Raw genomic sequence first — 26,735 nt, 5'->3', positions numbered from 1 at the left:
CGCTCGTGCCGTCGACCCTGCCGAAGGTGGAGGGTGAGCACCACGCGGTCGACACCATCAACTCGGTGTTCGCGACCGGCGCGCACACCCAGACCGAGTCCGGGCAGACGGGCGCCACGCGCGGCGCCCTCTCGCTGACCTTCGGCATCGGCGCGACACCCGGCATCCTGCAGGTGGTCAAGGTCGGCGGCGGGATCTCCGGCACCGCCAACCAGTCGAACCGGTCCAACACCCACATCGCCGACGCCGAAGGCGGTCACGTCGAGGACAACCGGGCCGAGGCGACCCTGGTCGCCTACACCGCGAACTGGTCGTTCAAGGTCCGCAAGAGCCCGACCCAGAGCTGGCGGAACACCCCGGCGCACCGGCTGACCGGCCCGACCGACGAACGCCTGCTGCTGTGGATCACCGGGCACTACCTCGAGCACCCGGACGGGGACCAGGTCACGGCCACCGGCGACGCGGTCAAGACCACGAAGCTGCCCAAGTTCTTCTTCGCCTCCGGCCTGACCAACCTTCCCCGGCTGTTCGACGAGATCGTGTCCGCCCTGCGGGCCAAGGGGCTGAAGCTGCCGATGGGCAGCCTCACCCGTGGCGAGCTGCTGCAGAAGCTGTGGAACCTGAACATGCACCTGGACGCCGCGGTCAACACCGACCGCGGCTACCGGTTCACGCTGCACAACAAGTACGGGCGGCAGGTCGCGACGGTCGCGGTCAAGTCCAAGCGCCTGACCGCCACCCGCGTGGGCGCCACCAGCGACAAGTCGCACATCGAGAACGTGCGGACGGCCATCGACGGATCGAGCGGCGGCCACAGCATCACCAACAGCAGCACCCTCACGTTCCCGAGCATCGAGTTCGACCTGATGCCGACCCCCGGCCTGCCCGACCTGCAGCTCGGCCTGATCGCGTCCCTCGGCTACACCTCTTCGAACGTCGAGGGGCTCTCGACGGGCCGGGTGGGTCTCAACGTGGTGGTGCCGCGCGACACCTCGCACACCGTCGCGTACGACGCGTGGTTCTCGCACCAGGCGACGGTCAGCGTCCGCGGCAAGGCGAACACGCGGGCACCGAGGACGACGTCGGCGGTCACCGGCCGGGCGCTGCTCCGGATGCCGGAGGCCGCCGCGTACGAGCACGGTTTCCCGGTCGACCGCACGGCGCTGAAGAACCCGCCGGCGCAGGGCGGCGAGGTGCCGTTCCAGAAGGACGCCATCCGCAACCTCGGGGCGCGCCCCGGCGACCCCGCCACCAAGCCCGTGCCGCAGTACGTCGCGGACGGCAAGGGCATCGGCATGGGCCTGCCGATGGTCGCCGACAGTACCGTCGAGCGGGTGCAGCGCCTGCTGGAGACCGAGCTGCGAAGGACCGGGTTCCTCCCCGCCGACAGCGAGGACCCGTTCGGCGAGTACGCCTGGTACGCGCACGGCAACAAGACCGACGGCCTGATCGACAACCTCGAGCTGTTCGAGAAGATGGTCTCCAGCCGGGGCCTGGACTCCCACTACGACCAGATCCATCAGGACGGCATGACGTTCACGCTGCGCAGGCGGCGCGGCGGCATGGGAGTGGACCTGGACGTCGACTCGGCCAAGGTCACCATCCGGGCGAAGAAGAGCGCCGTGCACCCGCCGCGGTTCCTCCGCAGCACCAACCAGTTCCACACCGTCAACCTGGCGATGGGCATGGACAGCGCCGGCACCTCCGTCGGCCACACCCGCAAGCTCGCGTTCGGCATCAAGGTGAAGGCGCTCTACCTGGCGCTGAAGAACTCCATGATGGGCATGGAGTGGCAGCGGATCGTGGGCGCCTCCGACGCGGTCAACTACCTCAACAACCGTCCCGAGCTGCTGGAGTACCCCGGCATCGTCGACGAGTTCGAGCTGACCAGCGACTACGAGGTCAAGGTCGAGTACCAGCACTCGGGCACCCAGGGCCGGATCCGCGCGGGACGGCGCGACTCGCCGACGTGGTCGGTGAAGGACCAGACCGCGCTGGCGTATCTGCTGCCGATCGGCACCGAGGACGGCCCGACGACGACCGGTCCGACGCCGGCCGAGGTGCTCGACCAGGCGGTGGTGTACTTCCTCGACACCACCGGCACCCGCGACGCGGTGCAGGCGCTCGGGCATCTCGTCGACCCGGCCGGCAAGGCCTCGTCGATGCGGGACACCTTCGCGGGCACCATCGAGATGCGGGCGCACCTGAAGGAGATCCTCCAGGGCGAGTACACGACCGACCGGCCGTTCGAGTCCGGCGTGTTCCGCGACAAGTTCGGCGCGATCGACATCAGCGGCGCCATGGGTCGCACGAAGTTCACCGGGGCCACCAAGGACAAGTTCGTCCTCGGCATCATCCGGCTGTTCCTGTCCGAGAGCCGCGTCACCCAGACGAGCGCGACGGGCTGGACCTGGGACCAGCTCGACCTCGCCGGCGGCGGGGACGTCGGGCCGGCCACGCTCGTCGGCGAGACGGACGTCAACCGGCACTGGCAGCACAACCGCTCGACCACCATGGGCGCCACCGGCGGTAAGGAGCCGATCCAGCTCGACTTCAACCGGGTCTACATCTTCCAGACCACGGTCGACTTCACGGTCCGCAGCCGCCTGGAGAACCACTCCAAGCTGTGGCCCAGCGGCACCCCGAAGTCCCACACCGAGAGCATGGCGCCGCGGACCATGACGTTCCTGCTGTCGGAGCCGGAGGCGCTCGCCCAGTACGCCGCCGGGCACCTCACGATCTCCGACCGGCAGCTCAAGGACGCCATGCTCCGCTGGCACACCGGTCAGCTGAAGCTGAGCGGCGACCTGGCGGCGAAGATCCTCACGCGCTGGCACAACGACGTGCGGGTGCTGCCCAAGGAGGCGCGCGTCCGGCGCGGAAAGCTGGTCCGCACGATGGCGCGCCTGCACCGCACCGGGGCGACGCCGATCCTGGACCCGCGGGTCAGAGAGCGGTTCAACACGACCTTCGGCCAGGACCTGCGCGACCCGTACGACCCGTACGTGCGCCCGCGGATGCCCGACGACGTCGTCGCCTACTCCTCGGGCCAGGGGCCGGCGCTCACCGACGCGCGGCTGGAGGAGGTGCTGGCCCAGTGGCGCGAGGGCACCACCTGGCTGAGCGGCGACACGGTCGCCCAGGTCCTGATGCGCTGGCACGACGAGGTCCCCGAGCTGCCGCCCGAGACGCGGGGAGCCCGCAGCGCCGCGATCGGCGCGCTCGCCGAACTGCACCAGACGGGCGGACGGCCGATCGAGTCCCTGGCACTCCGCGAGCGGTTCAACGCCGCCTTCGGCAAGTCGCTGGGCAACCCGCGCCGCCCGTACCACCTCATGGAGCTGCCGGAGTACCTGACGCGTAAGGACCCGAGCGGCCGGTTCCTCGGCCACTCGGGCCTTTACGACGCCGACTACCAGGGTTATCGGTCCCTGTACCAGCTGGTACGGGAGCGGATCGAGCAGGTGGCGCCCGGCATGCTGGCGGCCGGCGCGGAGATCTGGGACGGCAAGGGCCGGCGGATCGGCCGGATGCAGGGCAGCGTCGACGCCCTGCAGTCGATCTTCGCCCGGGGCCGTGAGCTGGCCATGTGGGAGGACTTCCTCGGCAAGGACGGCTTCTCCCTCTACCTGGTCAACCCGGTCGGCTGGCTGCTGACCGACCCGGTCGAGGTGAACCTGAAGGACGTGCTGATCGCCGAGCCGGAGATCGTCGACTACAAGTGGAACACCGGCCTGGAGAACTACCTGCACGGTTACATCGGCACGGCCAAGTCCAAGTCCCGTGACGGCTCACAGGCGTGGATGCCGGCCAAGCTCAGCGCCGGCAACAGCAAGGCCAGCGGCCCGGTGGACCTCAAGACGTCCGTGGGCCACCACCGCGGCACGACCCGCGCCGAGAGCGCGGTCAGCGAGCAGACCGTCTACGACTGGGCCAACCACTACGCCGTGCGGTACCGGCACCAGATGACGGTGCGGGTGCGGCGGCTCAAGATGGGCGGCCGGCCGCTCAACAACCTGCTCCTGAGGGGGTTCGACCGGTGGACCCGGCACAGCGCGACCTCCGAGATCACCGTGCCGGGCACGCTGAACCTCCAGATCCCGCACGCCCTCGCCGAGGCGGGCAACCTGCGCGGTCCCGAGCAGCTGCGCGACCTGCTCCCGCTGCCGAAGATGCCGGGCAACGCGGCCTTCATCGGCGTCGTCCTGGACGGGCTGTACCCGGCGGCCCGCAAGCTCCTCGACGGGCTGCTCGGGCCGGGCTGGGTGCAGGGCGCGCTCGGCACGAAGAAGGGCGACCCGAACCTGCGGTCCAGCCTGTCGCTGCCGACGCTGCTGTCGCGGTCGCACCTGACCAACCACGTGCGGGACACGATCGGCGGCAACCGGTACGCCCTCCCCGAGGGCATGATCATCGGTGGCGACAGCTCCGAGCGGGCGAACCTGTCGGTGCAGGGCGAGGTGTACGACGCCCAGGTGCTCATGCGGATGTCCGACGGCGGCACCGGCACCGGCCGCTACATCAAGCACCAGAGCGGCACCACCGCGAACAACAGCACCGACCTGGCCCGGGGTGTCGGCGACTACGCCATCAACGGCAGCGACGTGATCAACCCGCAGCCGCCCCAGCCCGAGGGGGCGCCGCCGCAGCGTCCGGACCACGGCTACACGTTCAGCGACAGCGGCAGCCGGGTCACGTCCGCGAGCCAGAACAGCGCCGGCACCGAGAACTACCGCCGGGAGGGCCACGCCAAAGAGCTGGGCTCGCTCCTCCTGCTGCGCCTGCGCGGCCAGTGGTGGGTGGAGGCACAGAAGACCGAGCACCACCTGTTCCGCGCCCCCAAGAAGGTCGGCGCTCCGGTCCGCACCGACCCGATCTCCGGCGACGTGTACGTGGAGCTGTTCGAGGCGCAGTACCAGGAGCTGCTCGCCGACATCGCCAAGAACCGGAAGGCGGCCGAGGCCGCGCTGCGGAACCGGGTGGACCCGGCGGCCTGGAACCGGCTGGCCACCGCGCCGGCCTTCGACCTGCCCTCGCTCCTGGTCGACGCGGCGGCCCAGAACTACACGGCCGTCCGTGCCCACCACCCGATCGTGGACCACATCCGCGAGCAGGGCGGCGCGAACGGCCCGCTGGTGCTCACCTTCGGCCAGAACGCGCGGACGCTGGAGTACCGGTCGATGCTCCGGTGGGCGGCGCGGACCATGCGGGCCGACCTGACCGCGGTGCGGCAGGAGGACCCGGGCTTCCGGACCCCGGCCGCTCTCCAGCGCTACGAGGACCTCCTCACGCGGGACGACAGCCGGCTGTTCGACGGTCTCGCCCACTCCGTCGAGGACGAGATCACCGCGATCGTCAACGAGGTGAACCGGCTCCACGACCAGCGCCCCGACAACGCATCGGGCGCTCCGGCCGAGCTGCCGCCGGAGGCGGCGCTGCTCGCCACGGACCCCGTGCACCTGGCCCGCGACCTCGCGGCCGAGCTGCGGGCCCACGTGCGGGTGGACGTCGCGCAGGCGGACGGGACCACGCGCTCGCACTGGGTGGATCCGGGCGGGCGGATCCACGCGTTCGACCCGGCGACGTTCAGCGACGCCACGCTGACCGCGGACCAGGCGTCGCGCGCCGGGCTCTGGACCGACGAGACGCGCCGCCTCGCCGTGGCCCACGGCTTCGGCCCGCTGGAGCTGGCCCGGTTCTACCGCACCTCCTGGACGCACCAGCAGACCTTCGAACAGGCCGTCCTCACCGCGATCGAGGAGCGCGGCCGGGCTCTGGTGGAGGTGCACCGGGCGCTGCCCGGCCTGTTCGGACGGGCCATGGAGGCCGCCGCCGGATGGCGGTCGATCGTCACCCGGCTCGAGGCCGAGCACGCCGGGCTGACGCGACAGGTCGAGCAGGCGCAGAAGGACCTCAAGCTCGTCCAGGACCAGCTGGACGAGCTTGACGGCCGACGGATCCGCCTCACCCTGGAGCCGAGCCACGACCCGGCCGAGATGACCTCCATCCTGGGCCGGATGAGGCCGCTGGAGGGCGACGCGCTCCGGCTGCGGCAGGCGCTCGGCGACCACGACGAGCCGATGGCGCTGCTCGCCCGGAGTCTCGACGAGGCGCGTCGCGCGGCCCGTGCGGCGGAGAGCCTGCTCGACGAGCTGCGCGCCACCCGGCCGGGGTCCACCGCGCGGGCGCGGTGGACGGACCAGACCGTACAGGCGGAGAGCGAGCGGCTGACGGCCTCGGAGTCGGTGCTGGACGAGCGCCGGGTGGGCCATGCGTACCGGCAGCGGAGCGAACCGACGACGCAGCAGGCCATCGACGGGCTGCACCGGACGCTGGAGGCCGCCGGTTCCGGCGCGGTGTCCCTCGTCGTCACCCAGGACGCGGCCGGCGCCGGCGGGCGGTTCACCGTGGTCAACCACCGCGGCCGGATCCAGTGGTTCGAGGCCGAGTCCCGGCTGCCGGCGGAGCCGCCGCGAGATGCCCAGCGCCTGTACTCGCTGGACGTGGGCGGCGACGGCGTGCTGCTGGACCCGCCCGCCGAACTGAGCGGGCCGGCGGCGTCGGAACGGTACTTCGGACCGGTGCGCCACCTGGCGCTCGCCGACATCGAACACCACCTCGACCACGGCCTGGTCCGGCCCGACGCGCGGGAGGCCGCCGTACGTTCGGGGTCTCACCTGCCCCGGTTCGTGGCCGAGTTCGAGAACCGGATCGCCTACCAGAACGAGCGCCTGGTCACCCTGACGGCCGCGCCGGGACCGCGCATCGTGAGCCTGGCCACCGCGATGCGCGCCGACCGGCTCGCCGACGCGCACGTCTACCGCAACGACCACGGGCAGCACGGCGTCGGACCCGGCGGCCTGAACGTCCCGGGCTGGACCCGGCTGGGCGCCCTGGCGGACTTCGCGCCGGTCCACTGGCTGACCCGAGGGGCGCGGGCGCAGGGTGTCACCGCGGGCGATGTCCGCCGGACCGGCTTGGGCGACGCCGTCCGGTTCCTGTCCGGAGACACCGGCCAGACCATGGCACAGCGGGTCCGCCGGGCGTTCGGCGAACACGCCGACCGCGACGTCGAGCAGGTCGACCGGCTGCCGGACGACCTGCCGTCCGGCACGTGGGTGTGGTTCACCGGCCAGGGTCGCAGCGGGGCCGCCGTGGCCACCGGCACCGGGTACCGCGTCCTGCTCACCGGCACGAGCCGCACGCGGGAGATCTCGGCGTCCCAGGCCCTGCGCGAACTCAACGGCCGGCCGCACACCATCGTGCTCGCCCGGGCGCGGACCACGCCCGCACCGGAGCACGGCACGGTATCGACCGACCCGGCCGGCGGGAGGCGGATCGGCAAGGGCTCCGGTTCGTCGCACGGCCTCCCGCCGGTACGGACGCGGCCCGCGCTCGTGGACGACCCGCTGCCGGCCGACCCGCACGTGTACGTCAGCGAGGACGGGCAGCACCGGGTCACCGCCGCCGGGATGACCCGCGGCACCTGGACGGACCTGGGCGCGGTGGGCGAGTACACGCTGACGTCCTGGCTGCTCCGCCACGGGCCGGAGCGTGGACTGACCGAAGACGTCGTCGTGCGGGAGGAGCTGGACCGGGCGATCGCCTTCCTCACCGAGGACCACGTGCTGGACGAGCACGAGGAGACGGTCCGCACGCTCCTGGCCGGCGTCACCGGCCGTACCGTCGAGCTGACCGACGCACTGCCGGCGGGCCTGCCCGAGGGCACGCTGGTCTACTACTCCGGTCCGGAGACCATCGATGGCGCGGTGGTGTTGTCCGGCAGCCGCTACCGCAGCCTGAAGCCCGACGGCACGACCCAGGTCCTCCCGGACCAGGGCGGCGGCGAACTCCCGTCCGGGGCCGGGCACCACTACCTGATCGCCCGGCCGCTCACGGCCACCGCGCCGAAGGGGAAGGCGCCCGCGAAGGACACCTCCTCCAGCGCGACCACGGTGGCGAAGGAGGCGAGGCTCGCCTCGGAGGTCGAACGCCGGGCGTTCGACCCGGCACGGCTGCAGGCGACGCTCCGGGCCCGGCAGCTCCGGCTCCTCGAAGTGCCCGGCGACGGGAACTGCTTCTACCAGAGCCTGATCGAGATCGCCGGGGCGTACCTGGAGCAGCACATCCCCGGAGTCAGCGCGCGAGGGAACCGCCTCCGTGCGGTGCAGGCGCTGCGGAACTGGCTCGCGGACCGGCTGGAGGCCGACTTCGCCGTCGCGGCCCAGGGCCTGCCGTCGCGGTACGCAGGCTTCTTCCACGTGGCCGAGGGCGGGCCGTCGGTCGCGCGCCAGCAGGACGATCTGGTGCGGCAGATCCGTGACATGGGCGGGTGGGACGACGAGGCGGGCGACGTCGTCGCGCACCTGGCGGCGTACGAGCTGGGCCTGCGGATCACGCTGATCCAGGACCGGTACGTCACCACGGTCGGCCCGGAGGGGCCGGCCCAGCTCAGCTTCGTCCGCATGCCCGGCCACTACATGGGGACCCGGAGCACCCGCACGGACGCGCCCCCGATCCCGTGGCGGACCTTCCAGCCGGTCCAGCCGACCTCCGCCGCCGTGGCCCGCGCGCAGTACGACCGTCAGATCGCCTGGGTGAACCGGCGGTACGCGAACGTGCGGGCGGACCTGGAGAGCCTCACGTCCCGGCTCGACCCCGACATCGTCCGCGACCTCAGGACCCAGGTGCAGCAGCGGCTCGCCGCCCGGGACCGGGAGCTGACGAGGCACCGCACCGGGACGGCGACGCACCTGTTCCCGCAGCACCGGCTCGACGCCAACGTCAGCACCGTCGGCGACCTGGAACGGATGGTCCAGGAGTACCAGGCGCAACTGGGCGAATCCACGGGGCCGGTCCCGGCCGCTTCGTCCGGCACGGGCGTACGAGCCCGGACCCGGATCTCGGACTACCTCTTCACCGAGGTCAACTCCCGGCTCGCCCGCTTCGGCGGACGCTGGCTCCTCGGCCGGATCGACCGGGGACAGATCCGCGAGGCGCTGGCCGACCTGCCCCAGGGCGGCCCCACCGATCCGGCCGGCCTGGTCACCGACCTCGTGCACCAGATCGTCTTCGGCCGGGCGCCCCGGCTGCGGGGAGGCCGGAACCTCGTCCCGGAGCAGGTGCGGAATCCGGTCGAGGCCGGCCCCAGCGGCACCGGAGCGAGCCGCGACGTCACCGCCTCCGGCGCGGGCCCGAGAGTGCGCACCGCCGCCGACCGGTTCCACGCGCGGTTCGACGAGTGGGCGGACGAGCACACCGTCGTGCCGGGCAAGGGCAAGAGCCCCGTACGGACCGCGGACCTCGCGTCGCGCGTGGAGGCACGGCTCGACCGGCTCGACCTCGGTGCCGGCGCCCTGACGAGCGATCCGCGGATCGAGCCGACCGCACGGCTGATGCTGGCGTACCGGGAGCTGGGCCTGCCCGCGAGCGACGTGCCGCTGTTCCTCAAGGCGCTCAAGGCCGGCCTGATGAGCGACCTCCTGCCCGAAGAGGCGAACCCGGCGCACCTGTCAATGGTCGACCTGCGGCGGGTCGCGGACGCGGTGGGCCTCGGCGGCCACTGGGCGGTCGGCGACCAGATCATCACGGCCGCCGCGCTCGAGCGGCGGCTGGCCGAGGTGCTGCCGCCGTACGACGGGACGGCCGCGGACTGCGTCTACCGGCTGGAGGCGTTGAGACGCGAGCTGTACGGCGGCCCGGCGGTGTTCCAGGACGACTTCACGGTCGGGGACCGGCGGCCGGAGCGGGCGCTGGCGGCCGCCCTGGGCGGCGACTGGCTTCCGCTGCACGGCCCGGCGGAGAGCGTCGCGCCCCTGGTGAAGCGCCTGGGACCGGGTACGACGGCGTTCCTGCTCGTCTCGATGCAGCAGGGTCCGGGACACGCCTACGCGCTGCGGAACGAGGGCGGCCACCTGTTGTGGGTGGAGACGCAGGCCGGGCTCGGAGCGCGGGTGTACGCCGTCGAGGACGGCGCGCCGGTGCCGGGCGGGGACGTGCACGTCATCCTGGCGGACGCGACCGGCCACGCGGTCGTGCCGGACTCCCTCGCGGAGGCGCCGTACGACGTGGACGCGCTGCGGCTCGCGCCGGAGGAGCCCGGTTTCGCCGCGCAGGGACGCGAACACGAGATGAATCACGTCGTCCACGGTCATGGCCTCACCACGTTCCGTGGGACGGACGAGGTCCTCGTCTTCAACCGGGCGACCGGCGTGGTCGTGGAGACCGACACGACGCACCTCTGGGTCGCCGGTGGCCGTTACTTCGCGACGAAACAGGCGGCGGTGGCGTCGCGGCGCGGAAAGGTCAAGCGCAAGGGCGTCAACATCGTCGAGGTCGTCAGCAGGCCGGAGCGGGTACGGCCGACCGGGGAGAACCACCACTACGACCCGGCAGTGGTGCGCGCCGGAATCCGGGACGCGCGGAGGCGGCTGAACAACGCGGTGCGGCTGCGCGACGGCGAGGCCGGGCCCGGCTTCCGCGGCACCTCGCTGCGGGAACTGTTCGGCGACGATCCCAACTACCAGTTCGGGCCGAAGGCCGACGACCTGTCCGTCCTCCTGCCGCCGGGGTTCGACGACTCGGTGTACACGCACATCACCGAGGGCACGTACCTGACGTCCACGCTGGCCTTCCTGCGGGCCATCGAGCGGTTCGCCGAGGCCGACGACGTCAAGGACTACTTCCAGGCCGGTCTGCGGTTCGGCGACGAAGTGGTGCTGACGTACCTGGACGACCGGGTGGGCCGGCGCGTGGGCCGGTTCGCCGGTCCGGCGATGGAGTACGTGCCGGGCGTCGCCGACGTGCGCGCGTCGATGACGTTCATGAACACGCACACGTACGCCGCCGCCCGCGTGTTCGTCCGCGCGGACGAACACCTGGCGAAGAACCTCGTCCACGGGGTGCTGCGCACCTCGTTCGCCGCCGTTCGCGAGTCGATGCCGCCGGAGGCCCAGAGGTTCCTGCAGGGCCATGACGCCGAGATCAGGGAGAAACTGCGCGCCGATCTCCGAGAGCGGCTCGCCCGCGCGATCAGGAACTACGAGCAGCACCCGAACCGGCACCGGCGCTGGCGTCGGTTCGGCCCGCAGGCGCTCTCCCTGTTCCAGTACCCGCTGAGAAACGAGGCCATGACCCTCGGCGACTACGTCGACAACATGATGCTTCCCCTCGGGCGGCCCAGGGTCTACGTGGACCAGAACGACGCGATGAACATCCGGACCAACATGCGCCGGCTAGACCGCGGGCTGATCGTGACCGAGATCCGCGACGTCGGCTCGCAGCGGCAGAGCCTGCGCACGTCGGAGGAGACGGCCGAGGAGTTCGCCGAGATCGCGCGACTCACGCACGCGCAGGCCGAGCGGGTGGCGCACAACAACGGCACCGAGGAGGGCCGGGCGTACAACGCCAGGCTGAGCCGGGCCGTGGATACGGTCAGCGGGTACGAGCCGCCCCGCGACGACCTGGCCACTGACGTGACCAACCTGCTGAGCTCGGTGGCCCGGCACTTCCCGGACGTGGTCCGCGACCCCATCTTCCGTGGGAACGTGACGTCCAACCTCCAGGCGGACGCCGTCGTCGCGCTGAGCGACTTCATCGAGGACTCCGAGCGCCAGACCGCACGTGACCTGCGGCACGCGATCGATGCCATCCGGGACGCCCTGATCATCGAGCGTGACTCGGCCAGGCGCGCGAGCCGTCACCTCGACGACCTGATCAGGCGTGCCGACCTGCTGATCAAGGAACTGCGCCGGCACTCGGAGCGCCGGTACCCGGATCCCCAGTACGTCAACGACGCCGGGCCCGTTCACCGAGGTCTGACCTTCACGGCGGAAAAGGCCGCCCTGGACCCGCCGCGTTGGCACGACGTTCGCTCGTCGGACGGGCGCGTCGTCGGGCGGGCGTTCTTCAACGACGCGGACTGGCGTCTGCGGTCACCGTTCTACGGTGACCTGCAGGACGCGGAGTTCCGCTCCTGGTCGGGGACGCCGGGCCAGGAGGTCAGCGCGCCGGTGGAGGTGCCGCTCGGCGACCGCAGCCGCGTCTACATCCTCGCCGGACACGGGGCCAAGCTCCGCGACCTGCCCGACCTCGCCCGGACCACGGCCCGCGAGATCGTCCAGCAGGGCTTCACCACCCTCCTGCTCCTCCGCTGCGCCGACGAGACGCGGGCGCCGGAGTCGGCGGGGCTGGGCGACGTGGCACGGGACTTCGGCCTGACCATCGTCGAGGGAACCGGCGCGGTCGCCCCCACGCCCGGCGCCGTCAACCTCCTCCCGGACGCCTCCGGCCGGCCCACCGGAGTCCGCGTCCACCACCCCGACGGAACCATCAGCCGTCACGACGCCGCGGCGGAGCACCCCGAGCCGGAGCCGGCCGGTGATCCCGGTGGAAGCCTGGACCCGTCCTCGTTCGACCACCGGATGCTGATGTTCGAGGCGAAGGAGGGGCTTCGCCGGCTGATCCGTGACGGGCAACCGGTCTCGCTGGACTCCGAGACGCTGGTGCGGATCCACGACGGCCTACCCGGCCACCTGGCCAGGCAGCCGCTGCGGATACGCGGCCGGGCGATCGCACAGATCATCGCCCGCGAGCGAGCGGCGGGGCTGACCGTCGGGGCGCCGGCGGGCGAGGACCGGTACGCCCAGGCCCCATTCACTCCCCGGGAGGTCGCGGCGCCGGCACTGTGGCCGGCCGGCCCCGATGACGCTCCGGTCCCGGTGGCCGAGCCGGGCCGGCTGGTCGCCACGCCGGTGACGAAGGAGCAGTGGTTCGATCGCCGGGCGGACGCGCCCGTGGTGCCGGTGGTGACGCAGCGTTCCGAGCCCAAGGTCGGCTTCACCACCGCGAGGAGTCCCGAGGACGAGCGCTGGGACGCCGACATCCGCTTCAACGTGCAGCGGATCCAGGTGACCGACGACCAGTGGGTCCGCTACCAGGTCGCCGTGCTTCCGGTGAGGCCGATGCCCGGGGTCGCCTGGGAGGACGTCCAGGCCCTGGAGACCCGGCTGAACGAGGCGCTCGACGCCTACGTCAACCGCGGCTACGAACTGCCGGTCCACAAGGATCAGTTGCACCTGGCGGTGAAACTGGTCCACGCCCCGGAGTATCGCAAGGCCGTGGAGATACGGCCGGGCACGACGGAGCACGGCCCCGACTCCGAGCTGGACACCCGGCACTGGGGGCTGGACGACTACATCTACGCCCTGGTGCACGAGCTGCTGCACTACTTCGGCCTGCTCGACGAGTACCCGGATCGGCGGTCGCTGCTCCGGGGCAGGGCGGCCTCGTCGGCGGTCAAGGCCGACGGGATCATGGCCGGCGGCGCGTTCGACCCGGTGCAGCCTCTGCCCGCCCGCTACCTGCGGATTCTGGAGGCCGTCGCCGACGCGACGGCGGTCCTGCTCGACCACCCGTTGCCCCGCTCAGGCGTCGATCTCGCGCCCGAGACGACGGCGGCGGGAGCAGGGGCGCGAGAGCACTCCGCCGACCCCGCGGCGGAGACGATCGTTGGTCCGGCGGACGAGGAGGCGACACATCCCGGGCCCGCCGCCCCGGGCACGCGCGCGACCGAGGGACCGCTCGCCCCACCGCCACGCGGGGAGGTCGCCGAGGCACACGCCGGGGCCCGCACCGAGTTTCGGCTTCCGGCGACCTACGGGTTCACCCCGGCGCACGCCGCCGCGATGGGCGAGCTGCGGCGGCTGGCCGGGACGGAGCAGGAGCCGGACGCCCGGCCGGACTGGGCCGCCCTCGCCCACCGGGTGAACCGCGGCTGGGCGCCGGGCCTGGTCACCGACGCGATGAGCGCGGTGCTGCCCGCGGATCTGCCCGGGCTCCTCTCGGCGGCCAGGCTCGCGTTCGACGTGCACGGGTCCGGTTTCACCTTCGACCAGCTGAGGAACGCCCGGCGGCTCGCCGACGCCATGCGGTCGGACGCGACGACGCTCTCCACCGTCCTGGGACGGCCCGGCCGGGAGCCCGGGGACGAGGTAAGGCTCGGCGACCTGCGCGAGCTGGTTCACTCGTTCGGCGGCTACGCGCCGGATGAGTACCCGGCACTCGACGACGTGCGGATGGTCGCCGCCCTGGTGCTGGAGGAGTTCGGCTCGGCGCCGCTGACGGTCGCCGGGCTCCGTACGGCCTGGGAGACCGCCGCCGGGGTGTCGCTTTCGGAGGCCATGGCCGTGCTGAGCGAGGCTCTCCTGGCCGCGGCCCAGGCCGAGCCGTCGTTCTCGGTGCTCGGCGCGGAGGCGGCCGCCCCCCTCCGCGCCGCGCTCGACCAGCGGCTGGAAGCGCTGCGCGCGCTCGCCGACGCTCCGTGGCGGCCGAACCAGCGCGCCCGCGTCGAGCGGCTCCGCGACGCCCTGCGGGAGGTGGAGCGGCGGATCGACGAGATCCACACCGCTGCCGTACACAGCCTCGAAGAGCAGATCAGGACCGGCCTGGCCGACTCCTCCCTGGACGCGGACGTCGCCGAGGCACTCCGCCGGAGGTTGGGAAGCCGGGAACAGGACATCGGCCCGGTGGCCGTGCACGAACTGCTGGCGATCCGGTCCGAGGCCGCGCTCGCGAGGACGCCGGACCCGGCACCGCCCGCCGACCCCGCGGCTCACGCCGAAACGGGCACCGAGGCCGCGCCCCGACGGCCCGCCCGGCGGCTGCCCGGACGGATCCGGTACGCGGCGGAGGAGAACGCCGGCCGTGGGCTCCGCCGATCCCTGCCATGGGGCGAATGGGGACACGTCTCCCGGGTCGGTGACGTGCGGTTGGGCGAGGACAGGCGGCTGGCCGCGTCGATCGCGGAGCCGCTGCCCGCGAACCTGCGGCGGCCGGTCGAGGACGGTGTCGTCGCCGCGTTCGCGCGCCTGGGCAGCCAGGAGGCGGGCCGCCGGCTGGCCGCACCGACCGGGATGCGGGTGCGGACGCCGAACGGTCCGGTCACGGTACGGCTGGTCCTCGGGCCCCTGACCGGCGAGCGCGGCGCGCGCTACCGCCGTCCGGAGGAGGTGCAGTCGGTCCAGATCGGCGCGCACCCGTCCCAGGCGCTGGACCTGCCGCAGGTTCTCACGCCGTCCACGTTCACCGACTTCACCGACAACCGCTCGATCGCGCCCGAGTCGCTGGGCGACGGTCCGATCTCCATCGCGACGGGCTGGAAGATCCTGCCGAACATCGGCGTCATGCCCACGGTCACGGGGCAGGGCTCGCGGGGCTTTGGCGCGTACGAGGGCGCGGTCATCCAGACGGTCCAGCAGATCTGGCACAGCCAGTACGCCTACTTCGAGGTGCCCGCGAACCATGACGACCCGGCGGCCGGTAGCCACTGGTCCGTGACGTTCGCCGGTGCGGACGGTGAGCAGACCGTCGTGCGCCCGGCCGACGTGCTCCTGGCCTTCGCCGAGGACGAGTCGCCGCCGGTGGACGGGGCAGCGCCTACGCCGTTCGGCCCGGAGCGTGCGCTGCCCGACGAGCACACCGAGGCGATGGCCGAGGAGTTCCACAGCGTGCTCTGGCGGGCGGGCACGATCATCGAGTCGATGGTCGTGGACCTTGGGCCGGAGGCCGCCGGCCGGCGGATCACGCGCCGCTTCCCCGACGCCGGCGCCGCCTTCAAGGAGGCGGTGTCGGACCTGTTCACCGAGTCCGCGCTGTTCCGGGTGCACAAGGACGTCCTGGGCCACGGCTACCTGTCGGATGAGTTCCGGTTGAACCAGGACACCGAGGACTGGGCGGCCTTCCGCCTGCGAGGCCGGATGACGGCGTTCCAGCAGGTCGACTCCGTCGAAACTTACGGCCAGCAGGACGCGCGGCACCTGTTCTGGTCGGGCGAGTCGAGCTCGATGAACGGCGGCGTGGCGTCGGGCCTGGCCCTCAACGCGTCACCGCCGACCTTCACCATCCGGGGCGTACCGGTGCAGATCGGTCCGACGGGTTCCGTCGGAGCCTCCGGCTCGGTCACCCGGAGCCTCGCGGCGTCGATGGGCGCCGGCGACTGGCGCTACGGCGCCTACCCCTCCATGCGAAGGGTCTACCGGCTCACGACGACTCTCGACGTCGACGTCAGGTCCTCACGGCCGGAGGCCGAGCGGCCCGTACGGTTCGCGATGACCACCTACGTGGAGGTGCCGGAGCGGGAGGCGGACCGGTTCGAGCGCGAGCTGAACGACGTGCTCGAAGGTCTGGCCCTGTACCGGCTCGGGGCCGACGGCCGGATGATCGTGCCGGCCGACGGTGAGAACCTCATCGACCGCATGCCGCCGCTCGGCATCCTGAAGGGCCGCAGCCGCGGGCCGTCCGTCCCCGACATGCTCGGCGGGTTCGAACAGGTGGTACCCCGGGCGATGGACCTGATCGACCAGGCGTTCGGCGACCCGCGCCTGGCGACCCTCGCCCCGGCCCTGACGCGGCGGCAGCGGCATCGGCTCGAACGCGCCATCGGCCAGCGCTTCTCGGTGACCACCGCCCTGGCGTACTCCAGCCGGCTCATCAGCCATCGGATGTCGTTCACCCGGCTCTACCAGGCGGTGGGCGGCCGGCTGCGGCTGAAGGTATGGGTGCGGTCGCGGCAGGGCGAGGACTGGACCGGCGGCCGGCTGGCCTGGTACCGCATCGACCACTACCCGATCTCCTACAGCGACCTGGGCGCGAGCGAGCAGGTGGCGGACAAGCTCGGCTACCGCGGCGGAGGCCACCTGCGCCTGGGCCCGCTGCACAGCGTCCTGCGCAGGCTGAACTTGCCGGCGCAGTTCAACTACAGCCGTTCCCGGACGGCGATGCTGACCGCGCGCTCCGGCGCGTGGTCCTCGCTGGGTTTCGTCTACGAGGGGCCGGCCCGTGTCTTCCTGTTCGGCACCCGGTACCACGTCGACGTCGAGCTGACCTTCGAGCCGGACGTCGCCTCGGGCGGCACGGTCGGCGGGCTCGCCGGTGGCGCCGTCCGACAGGCCGCCGGCCTCCTCACGAACACGTCCGAGCTCGGCCTTCCGACGCGTACGATCCGCCGCCACGACGACTGGGCCGGCCTCATCCGCTATGCGGTCGCGGAGGGCCTCAGCCCGCTGACCGTCGGCCACTCCATCCCCCGCTCGCCGAGCGCCGACCTGGGCCGGGCCCTCGTACGGCGGCCGCCCGTCGCGCCGATGACGTTCGAGGACCTGTGGGCCTGGGCCGCCGGACAGCCCGAACGGCTGCGCCCCGACGACCAGCCGCTGGAGGTCCTCGGCATCGAGGACCTGTGGCAGGTGGCCGCAAAACTGCTCGAGGCCGCCGGGATCCCGCCCGAGACCTACAGCGACACACTCGACGTCACGGTCAATGAGGACCAGATCATCGGCCGGATGATGTGGGGCGGCCCGGTCGTCCAGGCGTCCGGGGTCGTGCACGGCGACGACGTCGGCGACCGGCACGCGGTGATATCACTGCGCGGACAGGCGCTCCGGCTGCGCCCCCAGGTCGGCGGAGCCGAGATGTGGGAGACCGACATCACCGACTCCGAGCCGGCGATGATCTTCGTCGGCCGCCGGTCCACCGCCCACACCGTGTCGGGCAGTGCCGACCTGGGCGGTGAGCTGGAAGACGGAGGACCGTACGGGAGCTGGACGTTCCGCAACGTCACCGACACGAAGTTCGACTCGTACGAGGTGCTGTCCGGCCGCTGGCTCACCCAGGAGAACCGCGAGTACCGCCCGCACCGCGGGACGATGCTCTGGGACGTCACGGTGAAGAGCTGGAGCGCCAACGCCCTCGGCACCTGGTCGGTGTCGCACGACCGGATGCAGGTGCTCGTCGTCGGCGGCCTCCTCGTGTTGCGGCCGGCGCCCCAGCCGCACGTCGAGCGTCCCGCCGGCGTCGCGGAGCACCTGCGCCTGGACCGGCTGCCGCTGGTGACCACCTCGGACCGCCTGGAGTGGCCGGAGCTGCGGTACACGCCCGGCGGGCTCAACCCCGTGCTGGCCATGGTGCGGGGCGTCCTTCGGAACGTCGACGAACAACTGCTGTACCGGCAGTGGCACATCGTGGGCGGCAAGCTCAAGACGGTGCGCTCGGGAATGCCGACCACGCTGCACACGATCTTGGAGCACAACGCCCTGATCGGGCACCGCGACACCCTCATGGGCCCCGGTCTGATCCTCCACCTGGCCCGTTCGCTGGCCGGCGCCAGCGAACAGGTCACGCTCGTCCTGCGTGTGGAAGAACGAAAAGACGACTCCCCAGAAGAAGACAAGCCGGCGGACTACACCTACGAGGACACCCGCGCCCGCAACTTCGCCCTGTACCGGCTCAACACCCAACGCCGGGTCACCAGACGCGGGACGACCTCGGCGCACAGCGTGGGCGCGAACGCCGGCACGGCCCGGATGCCCGCCGTCAGCGAGACGGTCAGCGGCACGTACCTCGAAGGCACGGCCGAGGGCGACCACTACGAGCAGATGACGACCGCGAAGGGCGAGATCTTCCGTACCCGCGACGTACTGACGATCCTCGGCGACACGCACGCCTACACCGGCCGGCTGCGGATCACCGCGACCGTCTACCGCAGCTACACCGCGTCCAAGACGCTCCAGGTGCTCACGTTCGGCCTGGCGGACCACGGGCTCGCGCTCATCGTCGATCCCAACAAGCCCGTGCCGGTCGCCGCCACCGACTCGGTGGACATCGTCGAACGGGCTCAGTTCCCAGCGTCGATGGTGCCCGGCCGGCCGCGGGACCTCGCGCCGGTGGCCGAGCGGGTGCGACGGCTGGCCCCAGCGGCAACGCCCGAGCAGGTGCTGACCGACGCCGGACGGACGCTCTTCCCGGTCGGGCGGGGGGACATCCTGCGCCGGGGCGTCGTCCCGGCCGGGATCGACCCGTTCGCGCTGCGCGTCCTGTTCGACCTGTCGATCGCGGTCTTCTCCGGCACGGACGCCGACCGCTCCGTGCCCGCCGTGGTGCGGAGCCTGATGACCGCCACCGGCATCCCGTGGGAGGCCTACGCGGGGCTGCTGAGCCGGCACCAGTTCATCACGAGCTTCCACCTGACACTCGACGGCGGCCACACGTTCCCCTCACTCGTGCGCGAGGACGGACCGGCCACGGACGCGCGCGGCGAGGCGTTCATCCAGACCCGCTTCTACGACCCGGAGCCCCTCGGCTGGGTCGACGGCCGGCTGACCTCCGAGTCGCTCCACATGGCCGAGAACGACCTGATGGACGCCGCCGGCACGACGCTCAACGCGTCGCTGGACAGTGGCCCGGCGCTGGCCCCGCCGGGCGGGAACCCGGTGGTGCCCGTCGAGCCCTCCGTCTCCCTCGGGCAGAGCCACGACCAGGGCGGCACCGCCGGCGAACGGCTCGTCCGGCCGATCGTCTTCCGGCGTCACGTGCACTACCTGCGCGTGGACGCCGGTGTACTGGCCGGACCGCGGATCAGCGGAGCCAACGAACGCCGCGACATCTCCTACGGGGCCGGCGAGTCCCAGCTCTGGTACGCCATGGACCACACGATCGAACTCCTGCTGGACCCGGAGACCGCGCTGGCCCAGCGGATGCTGTTCGGCTCGGAGGGGATCCCGGGCCTGGACGGTCGCCGCTACCTCCCGCACGTCCCGGCCGCCGCTCCGCCGCACGGCAGCCCGGCCGCCGCCGAGGAGCTGAACCGGCTGCGCGCGGCTCTCGGCATGCCCCGGTACGGCGACTGGGCCATGCTCGCCGGACACTACGACCCGGCCGGCCGGCAGGTGGTCCTGAGCGCGATGCGCCACGACGAGACCACGGGCCGCCCGGCATTCGTCACGGAGTATCTGGGCGAGGCCGATTTCGCAGCACGCCTCGCCGGCTTCGACGACCTCGGCGACCGACCCGTCGTGCTGGTCATGGGCGGCCTCGACGTGGCGTTCGCCGCCGGCATCGCGCGGCGAACCGGACGCGACCTGCTGATCACCACCGATGACATCCGGCAGGACCACGACCTCACCACCGGCCGTTGGCTCCTCGTGCCGGCCGACGGCGGCGAGCCGATCGCGTACGGCGCGTCCCTGGATGAGGTGCTGACCAGGCAGATCATCCCCCAGCTGCGCGGCACGCGCCTCGACGACGAACCCGGCACGATGTACCCGAGCCCGGCGGTCCACTGGCGGCCCCACCGGGCCACGCCCGCCGGCGAGCAGAACATCCCGGCTCCGGACGGCCCGCCGCCGCCCGAACCCGTGCGGACCACGTCCACCGACGAGCCGGTCCACCCCGACCCGCCGGCCGTGCCTCCCTCATCGGCCGCTCCTCGGCTCGCCCCTGAGCCGAGCACGCCGGGATGGCACGCCGACATCGTGCTGCACGAGGTCCGGGACGAGAACGGGCGGTTCCAGGGGCTCGCCTCATACGGGCCGAAGGACCTGGCCGCGCGCGCTTCCGCGCTGCCCCACGTGTCGTCTCTGACCACCTACACGGCGTGGCATGCCGACGCCACGGGCGAGATGGCGCCGGTCAAGCGGAAGATGCCGTTCGGCGAGAAGACCTTCCACTGGTTCTCGCACGGCACGGCCGGCCGGTTCACCGCCGCCACCCGCGACGAGGGCACCCGCTCGATGGAGGCCGACGAACTCGTCGAGCTCATCGAGAGCCGGTTGGGCGGATTCACCGACATCGTGGTGTGGTCCTGCCAGACCGAGTCCGCCGTCGACCGTGCCGCCACGCTCGCGCTCGCCACCCGCGTCAGCGAGCTGACCGGTCGCCGCGCCCACGTGCCCGAGTGGGAGACCGCCTTCGCCCTGGACCCGGCGACGGGGAAGGCGAGCGCCCACACGTACGCCGATCCGGAGGGGGGCGAGACCGGCTGGTCCTCTGTGTCGCCCCGCCCTGCGACGTCGTCGCAGCCGGCCGGCGTGCTCGTCGAGTTGTCGGTCCTGCCGCGTGAGGGCGAGACGTTCGGCGGCGCGCTGGCGCGGGCCCTCAACGCGAACGGGTCGCTCCTGCCGGAGGGCGACGAGTCCCCGGCTGAGGGCGCCACCCCGGCCGACCGGTTCTTCGCCGGTCTGACAGAGGACGACCTGCCCGTGTCCGCGCCGCTCGCCGACGAGGCGGCACAGGCGCGGATCAAGGACCTCGAGCGCGTCGGCGTCCGGCTGACGGCCGGGCAGCGGGCGCAGGCGGTTCTCCAGAACGATCGGCTCCCCGTCGCGTCGCTGGGTCTCGACCGCGTCCAGCGGTTCCGGCTGGCGATGGAGACCGAGCCGGCGACCGCGGAGACGTGGGCGGAGATCACCGCGGCCCTGGACGCGGCCGCCCGGCGCCTGGGCGTGCGCATCGTCCTCAGCGAGGCCGTGCCCGCCGGGGACGAGCAGCCGGTCCTGCCCGGACCGGAGCTCCGCAACGGGCCCGCGGCTCTCGCCGTGCCGGCGAAGAAGCAGGTGCGGTGGGCGGACGAGGAGGGCGGTGCCCTGACGACCGCCCCAGGCCCGGAGGGCACGCGTTCCCCCGAATCGGAACCGGCCAAGGGCAAGGAGCCGGAACGGGCCGAACGGCGGAGCCCGTGGTACCTGGACTTCGACGCGCTCGGCGAGGCGTCGGTGCATGGCGTGGACTCGTGGACCGAGGACCAGGTCCAGCTCTGGGCACACCATGTCGCGAGCGGTTCCCGGCACACGGACGACGGCCCGGAGCTGAGCGGCGGCATCCAGCGCGAGCTGCGGGCGATGCTCCGGAGCGACGACCCGGCCGAGTGGGACGAGCTCTTCCAGCGGGGACGCCTGTTCACCGCCGGTGGCCGTCTCGTGTGGCTCCGGCCCGTACCACGGGACGTGCGGGTGGGCACGCAGCAGCCCGGCACGGTCCGCGAGTACAACGTGTCGTTCGCGTCGCTGGCGGCCGGGGGCAAGAGGGCGCGGGAGGTCTCGGCCGGTTTCGACGGCACACTGCTCACGTTCTTCTCGCTCGGTCTGCGGGCGGCCTCGACGCTCATCCCCGGTCTGCCGTCGCTGGGCATGAGCTCGGCGGACAAGCGGGAGGAGGAGTGGGAGGTTCAGGTCATCGCGGGGCGCAAGCTCTTCGTGGGTGGGTACGCGCGCTTCCGCGGCGGCATGGCGGTGCGCGTGTTCGTGGACGGAAGGGAGCGCCCGAACGACGCCGTGCTCCCGGCCCGGTTCGACCTCGACCTGCCGGACGAGCTCACCGCGCCGGGCGCGCCGCGGCCGGAGACGACGGTGCGGACCGTCGGCGGGGGGCGGACGGGACGGCGGCCCTCACAGTCCGCGGAGTCCCTCAACGCGGTCGACCTGATCCCGGTGGTGGCGGAGTTGCAGGGGCGTCTGCTCGGCGCCGGCCTGCCGGCCGAGTCCGTGCTGACCGCGATGGGCGAGGTCATGGAGCACCTGACCGAGAAGTCGGCGCGCAACCGCGATCGCCTGCTGCTCGGCAGCGGCGTTCCGACGAAGAAGGTGCGGGTGCCGACGGGGCGCCTGAAGTCCTTCGAGGGACACTTCCTGGTCCGGGCGGACCTCGAGACCCTCCAGTACTTCGGCGACGGCGAGGTGACCGTACGCGAGGACACCGGCAGCGGCCTGACGGACAAGCCGGGACGCGGCAAGGACAGCGGGACCTCCCTGGGCTTCGGCCTCAACGTGGCCGGACTCACCGCCTCCGAGCACCACGACGATTCCGGCACGGGATTCGTGCACGGGCCGGCGCTCACGCTCGCGTTCTCGCGTGCCGCGGGGCACGGGATGGCCGAGCAGACCCTCGGCCACACCGTCCTCAACCGGAAGATGACGCAGGCCCGTTACCGGTCGGGGCTGCGCGTGAACGTGGAGATCCGCTCGACCACGCACGACATCCCGGACGTCTCCACCGTGGTCGAGTCGGAGGTCGGGGTGCCCAAGAGCGAGGCGGCCGACTTCGAACGCCGGTTGACCGGCTCCGCGCGGCCGGCGGAGGACGGGGCCGCGCAGCTCCGGGTGTACGCGCTGCTGCGGACCCCGCGCGGCGTGGTGCCCAAGGAGGCGTACCGCCGCCCGGCGCGCCTCGACCGCGCGATGTCGGTGGACGCCGCCCACGGAGAGCCGCTCGCCCTCGCCGCGCGCCGGGGCCTCGGGTTCGGCACTGGAGCCACGCTGCCCGGTGCGGAACTCGTGCACGAACAGCTCCGGGCGGTCATGCTGCGGAGACACAACGCCGTCTCGAAGGGTGCGAAGGCCGACTGGTCGGAGGCGGACCTCCAACTGGCCGCCTGGTACAGCAGGCCCGCCCTGGAGGCGGACCTGTCGACCACGATGGCCGGGATCGAACGCACCATCCGGGTCGGCGGCCGGGAGTACCGGCTGGCCGCCCGCGCGTACCTGATGGAGCGGCTGAACCGCGCCGGCGCCCCCTACTCCCTGACCGTCAACCTGCGGGCGCTGGCGGCCGCGTCGTCGAACGGGCACCGGGCGACCGAGCTGGGAATCCGGCTGGGGGCCGGGATCGGGGCACGGGTCACGGCGTTCAACTGGCTGCGGTTCGCGCTCGGCGCCGCCGGCGTGCACGGCGGGTACTCCTACTCTCCCAAGCGCCAGCTCACCGGGGGCGTCAAGTCCTACCGCCGTACGGAGACGACCGGCCAGGTGCACGAGCACCCGTACAACGTGATCTACGGGTTGTCGGTGCGGTCGCCCGGCGGGCAGGCCGACGTCTGGTGGATCGACGAGCGCGGGGACGTCACCGCCCGGATCGTCCTCCCCGAGGAGCACCGGCTCGCGATACCGCCCACGCCGGAGCAGATCGCGGGGGCACGGCGGACCTCCGAGTCCTGGCGGTGGCCGCGGCGTCCGGACGCCGGCCTCACGCGCGGGGTCTCGGGCCTGTACCCGGCGTTCTTCGTCCTGCCCGAGCTGTGGCGGCTGGCCGCGCGCATGTACGCCGAGGCGAACGACCTCACCGACGCCTGGCTGGACGACTCCGGCGCATGGCCGGAGGCGATCAAGAACGCGACTCGTCCGAGCGGGCTCACCGCCCACTTCGCGTCCCTGACGAGCCGGACCGGGCGGTACGTCGCTCTGCCGCGCGGCAAGGACGGCCGCAAACAGGCGTTGCGCATCCGGTTGCGCGGTTACCGGCCACGCCACCTCTACTCCGGCGACGACACCGAGATCGAGCAGTACGCCCAGGGCAACGCCGCCTACAAGGACGAGACCAAGCACAAGTGGGAGGCCGGGCCGACGTTCTCCGCCGGACCGCAGTTCCGTCTGGGCGGCGAGGCCGAGGACCCCCATTCGCTGAGCCCGGAGGACGGAGGGTGGAGCGACCACTCGCCGGAGAGCGCGGAGAACACCGGGCGGGGCGGGCGGATCCAGCTCACCGGGCATGCCGAGGCGCGCTGGGAGTGGAAGCGCGAGCGCGCACGGGAGAAGGGCCCGGTGGACATCACCCGGGCCACCTACGGCGGGCGAACCCACACCTACCGGATGGATCCGGTCTTCGAGGTGACCCTGATCCGCTGGAAGGGCAAGTCGATCAGCTGGCGGTCGCGTTACCTGCACGCGACGGACGCGCTCGACGTCGTCATCCCCGAGCGGCGGATCTTCGACCTCGGGCTGACCGCGCCCGGGGCGACGCCGCCCGTCCCACGGCCCCCGACGCGGCACGTGCCGCCCGCCCTGCTGCCGGAGATGTCGTATCCGGAGACGATGGACGCCGAGAACGTGCTGCCCCGGATCGAGGCGTGGCTGCGCGACGAGGGGGTGCTGCGTCCGGGACCGCCGCAGGACCGCCCGAACCTGCTGAAGCGGGAACTGGAGGCGGCATACTCCTCCGACGCGTTGCGCAACCAGTTCGTCGCGCTCACCGGTTCGGGGGTGGTCCGCTGGATCCCGCTGCCGCGCGCGTTCGGCGCCGTCCGCTACGTGTTCGTCCGGGTCACCGCCAGTGTCGCCGTCGCCGACGAGCAACTGCCGCGGCCCGAGGTGAAGCTGACACTGCGGGACGAGGGGCAGGAGAAGAAGACCAGGACGAAGTCGTCGGGCTTCGGGTACGGGGCCGGCGCCAACCTGCGGACCCGCGCCGGGAAGGAAGGACACGAGGGCGACCACGGAGGGATCGAGGCGAGCGGGGAGTTCCACCGGTCCTCCGCGCGGGGCGCCGAGAAGTCCGAGAAGACGCTGGAGATCTATCGCGCCGGCACGCGGGAGGGGTCTCAGGAGTACCGGCACCGGCTGGCGTTCCGGATCGAGCTCGGGCTGAGCGGTGAGCTGCCGGAGGTCCTCAACGTACCGGCCCGTGGCATGCGGCTCGCCTTCGTGGGCCTGGGCCGGCTCACGCACGCCCGGTGGCCCGGCCGGCTCTGGTACGCCCACGGGATCTTCCTCCGGCACCACGTCGACGAACCGGGCCCCGGCGGCGTGACGGGTCGCGTCCGCCTGCTGGTGCCGGACCACATCGCGCTCCTCGACGCGCCTCCCGGTGGACTCGAGCCCGTCCTCGGGAGGAACCCGGTCTGGGACGGCCGTCCGCTCTGGGACGGGCGCGACCAGGCGGCGGTCGACACGCTCATCGAGAACCTGCACCCATGGGGAGTGCCGTTCGCGGACGCGGTGGAGCGGTGGGCCGGGCTGCCCTCCTCCCCGTACGGCCGTCCGAAGGACCTGAACGCCCCGGGCGCCTGGCGGGTCCCGGGACTCGACTTCACCACCTGGGCGGGGCTGCGGTACCTGCACTTCACCGCGCGGAACACCATCCGGCCGGATATCAAGGACGTGCTGCGCGACGTGTACGAGGTTCCGGTCGGCGGCCGGAAGACGATCGTCGGTGCGGAGATCGTCGCGGCCGAGGTCATCGGCCCGGTCGACGGCACGAACTTCAAGGGCCGGAACTACACACAGGAGTCGGAGGCGGACAAGGACACCTCCGAGCACTCCGGCGGGTTCGACCTCTCCCTCGGTCCCGAGGCCGGCGGCGAGATGGGCACCGCCCGGTCGCTGGGGATCGGCGGGTTCGAGTACGGCCGCGAACACTCGGAGGAGCTGTCCGGCGAGCTGGGCGGCACCGACGAGAGGAACAAGGAGGCCACGCGCCGGTACCGGCACTACCGGTTCACCCTCGACCTCGTCATGCGCGGACACCACGGCACCCTGCGGGTGCGCGCGCCGCGCGGCCTGTACGGGATGCTCCCGCTGGAGGAGAACCCCACGGGTGGGTACCGGCTGGCCGGCGGCCTGGAGGAGTCGCTGCCCGACCTGTTCGGCCGGCCCCGCCGCCACGACGCCGAACACCCGGGCTGGCACGACGACATCGTGCTGCGTCAGGTCCGCGACCGGGACGGGCGGTTCCAGGGCCTGGCGTCATATCCGGCGAATACGGTGCCGCCCGGCGGGGGTTCGCCGACGTCGTACCCGGCTTGGCACGCCGGCGCCGAGGGCGGAGTCGTGCCGGTCGCCCGCCCGCTGCCCGCCGGGTCCGGTGCCGCCGTCTTCCACTGGTTCTCCGACGGCCGGCCGGGGCGGCCCGTCGCGGCCGCGCACGGCGCGGGCGGCCGGCCGATGGAGGGTGAGGAGTTCGCCGGTCTGGTCGGTGCGTGGCTGGACGGGTTCTCCGACATCGTGGTGTGGCCGCGGCAGGTCGGCGCGGTCACGGACCGCCGAGCCGCCCTCGCCTTCGTCTCCCGTGTCGGCGAGCTGACCCGCCGCCGCGTGCACCTGCCGGTGTTGCAGACGCATCCGGGCCTGGACGGGGACGAAACCACCTGGATCTCCGGTGGGCCGGGCGTCGGCGCCGAGACCGACAACGGATGA

1 protein-coding gene (only partly in view) is annotated in these 26,735 nt (G+C 72.6%); it reads left to right on the top strand.

The annotated features are described in order from the left end of the window. Positions 1-26,735, top strand: partial view of a scabin-related ADP-ribosyltransferase gene (locus QSK37_RS42735; RefSeq protein WP_285633098.1) — the 3' end only. The gene continues 49,795 nt to the left of window position 1, outside the view; the window shows 26,735 of its 76,530 coding nt (coding positions 49,796-76,530); its start codon lies beyond the left edge, outside the window; it ends in the stop codon at positions 26,733-26,735.

Source organism: Actinoallomurus iriomotensis (genome assembly GCF_030269445.1).
GTDB lineage: Bacteria > Actinomycetota > Actinomycetes > Streptosporangiales > Streptosporangiaceae > Actinoallomurus > Actinoallomurus iriomotensis.
This window is presented reverse-complemented; position numbering and strand designations above follow the sequence as displayed.